Origin of the sequence: Streptococcus sp. DD04 (genome assembly GCF_001578725.1) — a bacterium.
Lineage (GTDB): Bacteria > Bacillota > Bacilli > Lactobacillales > Streptococcaceae > Streptococcus > Streptococcus sinensis.
In genome coordinates, this window is sequence record NZ_KQ968977.1 from 1 (window position 1) to 4,185 (window position 4,185).

3 protein-coding genes are annotated in these 4,185 nt (G+C 40.9%); 2 read left to right on the forward strand and 1 reads right to left on the reverse strand.

The genetic code is table 11. From position 1 onward, the window contains the following. Positions 1-505: 505 nt before the first annotated feature. Entirely contained in the window at positions 506-1,486 is a 981-nt protein-coding gene (locus STRDD04_RS02895) for a DUF1002 domain-containing protein (RefSeq protein ID WP_062199210.1), read from the forward strand. A gap of 80 nt (positions 1,487-1,566) precedes the next feature. Here STRDD04_RS02895 and guaA read toward each other — a convergent pair whose 3' ends face one another. Further along, positions 1,567-3,126, reverse strand: a complete 1,560-nt coding sequence (gene guaA, locus STRDD04_RS02900; protein ID WP_062199212.1) for a glutamine-hydrolyzing GMP synthase — start codon at positions 3,124-3,126, stop codon at positions 1,567-1,569. 250 nt (positions 3,127-3,376) lie between these two features. Here guaA and STRDD04_RS02905 point away from each other — a divergent pair, with 250 nt between their 5' ends. Beyond that, positions 3,377-4,075: a GntR family transcriptional regulator gene (locus STRDD04_RS02905; protein WP_062199214.1), complete on the forward strand. Its 699-nt coding sequence runs from the start codon at positions 3,377-3,379 to the stop codon at positions 4,073-4,075. The last annotated feature ends 110 nt before the right edge of the window (positions 4,076-4,185 follow it).

Here is a 4,185-nt window from a genome sequence, read left to right on the forward strand (position 1 = left end):
TTTTAGAGAGTTCTCTCAATAGGTTTTTGTTATAAAATATTTTTCGGATTTGGTTGACTTTTATATTTTAGAGTAAGACAAGACGAAAATCTGTCTTATCTACAAAAGCAGGTTAGTATTGTCAATCATATCAATGACTTGGCGAGGTGAGATTGGCATGCAAATATGGCTATAATGAATCTCTAAGCTAGCCGATCGATTGTCATACAACTTTCTTCTAATCAGCAATTCGAAATGTTGCTAGAAGGCAGATTAATAGCTCTCTAGCTCTGTATAACCACTTGTATGATAATCGAGAAGTACTAATTGAACTTATCTGAGACAACTAATCCGTAAGACTTAGCATATTTTTCCTATAAGAAAATTTTAAGAATTTTATATTATTTTATTCTACAGGAAAGAAAATGAAGGTTTAACTTTCCATTCTAGTTCAACTGATGTATATCATCGGCTGCTATATACTTCTCTAAAAGATGGGTGTTTTAGAGATAGATTGAGGAGTAAAATGAAATTCAAGAAAACATTACTGGCAGCAGGAGCTTTAGTAGCTGCCCTCTTTACCATTTCAACAGCAACGGCTGACACAAACGTACAAAAGGTGATTGACGAAACCTATGTGCAACCTGAGTACGTTTTAGGCTATTCCCTAGATGAGAGCCAGAAAGCACAAACGTTACAGCTGCTGGGATACAATGCATCCAGTGATTCTAAGCCACTGAAAACAATGACCACTGACATCTATTCAAGAATTATGAATGTGGCAAATGATTCTAGCTTACAGCTGTATTCTTCTGTTAAAATCCAGAAATTAGGCAATAAGAAACCATTGCAAGTCAAGATTGTTACGCCGCAAAATATCACTAAGGTTACAGAAGATATGTATCGTAATGCAGCCGTTACACTAGGCGTGCAGCATGCAGAAATTACAGTAGCAGCACCTATCCCTGTAACTGGGGAAAGCGCTCTAGCCGGTATTTATTACTCGCTGGAGGAAAATGGAGCAACCGTTCCTCAAGAAAATAAAGACTTGGCTCAGGAAGAATTAGCCGCACTTTCAAATATCAATGCCGAAAACCAAGGTAAGGACGGTTATGATGCAGATAAGCTAAATGTGGCTCTGGCAGATATTAAAGCAGCCGTTGCCAATGCTAAAAAGAATAACAGCAATCTGACAGAAGATGATGTCCGAAAAATCGTTGAAGAAACGCTGAAAAACTACGGACTCAGCAGCTCAGTTACAGCTGACCAAATCAACCTGATTGTCAACTTCGCGGTCAATCTTTCAAACAGCGGAGTCATCACAAATGCTGATTTCACAAAGACACTCAACGACTTAAAAAATAGTATTGTCTCAAAGGCCGGTGATACCTTCAATAATATCAACCTTAATTTTGATGCGAACGGACTTCTTGAGGATGGCAGTAATTTCTTCAGCAATATCTGGAATGCGATCGTCAATTTCTTTAAAGGATTACTTGGCCAATAAGCTTACCTTTAATTTTAATGCAAGAGAATCTAACATATCTAAAAAGTCCAACTGAGATTCCAGTTGGACTTTTTGAACATCTATTCCCACTCCACAGTTGCAGGTGGTTTGCTTGTAATATCGTAGACGATACGGTTGACGTGGTCTACTTCGTTGACGATGCGGACAGAGATCTTTTGCAGAACATCCCAAGGAATCTTGGCAAAGTCAGCTGTCATACCATCGATAGAAGTGATAGCACGAATGGCAATCGTGTAGTCATAAGTCCGGCCATCGCCCATGACACCGACAGAACGGACACCTGTATTGACAGTAAAGTATTGCCAGATGTTGCGGTCAAGACCAGCCTTGGCGATTTCTTCACGGAGAATAGCGTCTGACTCACGGACGGTTTCCAATTTTTCCTCTGTGATTTCACCCATGACACGAATAGCAAGACCTGGTCCTGGGAACGGCTGGCGCCAAACAATTTCATCAGGCATACCAAGTTCTGTACCGAGAGCGCGGACTTCATCCTTGTAAAGTGTATTTAGCGGTTCAATCAGCTCAAACTGCATATCTTCTGGCAGGCCGCCAACATTGTGGTGAGATTTGATAGTTTGAGCAGTGTCAGTACCAGATTCGATAACGTCGGTATAAAGTGTACCTTGAGCCAAGAATTTCACATCTTTCAGTTTGCTAGCTTCATCGTCAAAGACATAAACAAACTCGTTTCCAATGATTTTACGTTTTTGCTCTGGATCAGATACGCCAGCAAGTTTATCAAGGAAACGTTTAGCTGCGTCCGCTTTAACGATATTGAGCCCAAACTTGCCGCCCAGCATCTCCATAACTTGATCAGCTTCGCCTTTACGCAAAAGACCGTGATCCACAAAGATACAGATTAGCTGATCCCCGATAGCTTTCTGCAAGAGGACACCTACGACAGAAGAGTCAACACCACCTGATAGGCCGAGCAGAACCTTCTTATCTCCAACTGTTTGGCGGATTTTTTTGATTTCCATGTCGATGAAATTATCCATAGACCAGTCGCCTTTAGCCCCACAGATATTGAGAGCAAAGTTGCGCAGAATGTCGTAACCGTACTCAGAATGACGAACCTCAGGGTGGAATTGGATTCCGTAGATTTTCTTGTCAGGATTTTCAATAGCCGCAAAAGGACAGTCAGCAGACGTACCTGTACAGACAAAGTCTGTAGGAATCTCCGTCACCGCATCACCGTGGCTCATTAGCACGACCTGCTCTTCTGGAGTACTTTCGAAAAGAGGAGAAGCAGTACGCATTAGTTTGGATTGACCATATTCACGATTGCCGGCATCACCTGCGGGCACCACTTTCCCACCCAATTTATGAGTCAGGAGCTGCATACCGTAGCAAATCCCCAAAATTGGAATACCCAACTCAAAAATTTCTGGATCAATATCAAATGAACCTTCTTCATAAACTGAGTTAGGTCCGCCTGAGAGGATAATCCCAAGCGGACGAATTTCACGGACTTCATCAGCTGTAATCTTGTGGCTTTTTAGTTCAGAAAAAACACCAATTTCACGAATGCGGCGTGAAATCAGCTGGTTGTACTGGCTGCCGTAATCAAGCACGATGATTTTTTCAACATCTTGCAATTCAGTTGTAGTTGTCATCTTTTCCCTTTCTTAAAAGAAATAATCTTTCCCCTCATTTTAACACAAAAAAGGAATTTTTCCAAGGCGATAAGAAACAAGAGTGGTGAATAACGATTAAAAGAGACAGTAAAATCTTCTTCGTTCGATAAATCAAATAAAATTCTGCAAAAACTAGCCTTTTAAACACTAATCCTTCATATTTAGTTTGACATTTGAAGTATTTGGTATTAAAATAAAGGAAGGTATCAAATAAGAAAGAAGAATCAATATGTTACCCGCATATATCAAAATTCACGATCAAATAAAAAAAGAAATTGACGAAGGAATTTGGGAAATTGGCGAACGATTGCCTAGCGAGCGAGACTTGGCTGAGAGCTTTAAAGTTAGCCGCATGACCTTGCGCCAAGCCATCACTCTCTTGGTCGAAGAGGGAGTTCTTGAGCGGCGTGTCGGTAGTGGTACTTACGTTGCTAGCACACGCGTTCAGGAAAAGATGCGTGGAACGACTAGTTTTACAGAAATCATGAAGTCCCAGGGGAAAACTCCATCCAGCCAACTGATTTCCTACCGACGGACGTTGCCTAGTGAGCGGGAAGTCGAAAAATTAGGCATTCACAAGACAGAGAATGTCATTCGGATGGAACGGGTTCGCTATGCTGACGAGGTTCCTGTCGTCTATGAAGTCGCCTCTATTCCAGAGAAATTTATAAAGAATTTCAAAAAAGAAGAAGTGACTAGTCATTTCTTTCAAACTCTACAAGAGCACGGCTATAAAATTGGCAAGTCTCAACAGACTATTTATGCTCGTTTGGCCAAGGAAAAAATTGCTAAATACCTAGGAATCCCTCGCGGTCATGCTATTTTAGGCTTGACACAAGTTTCTTATTTTGATGATGGAACGGCCTTTGAGTATGTAAAAAGCCAGTATGTCGGCGAACGCTTTGAATTTTATTTAGAAAACAATTAGTTACATAATTTAAATTACGTCACAAAAACTGTCAGTCGACAGTTTTTTAGGCTCTTTGTCAACTGTAGTGGGTTGATGTCAGCTAACATCTGGAGAGGACCGGATTGGTT

Coding starts and splice junctions, on each gene's coding strand:
- STRDD04_RS02895 (WP_062199210.1), top strand. CDS start 506: ATGAAATTCAAGAAAACATTACTGGCAGCAGGAGCTTTAGTAGCTGCC.
- STRDD04_RS02905 (WP_062199214.1), top strand. CDS start 3,377: ATGTTACCCGCATATATCAAAATTCACGATCAAATAAAAAAAGAAATT.
- guaA (WP_062199212.1), bottom strand. CDS start 3,126: ATGACAACTACAACTGAATTGCAAGATGTTGAAAAAATCATCGTGCTT.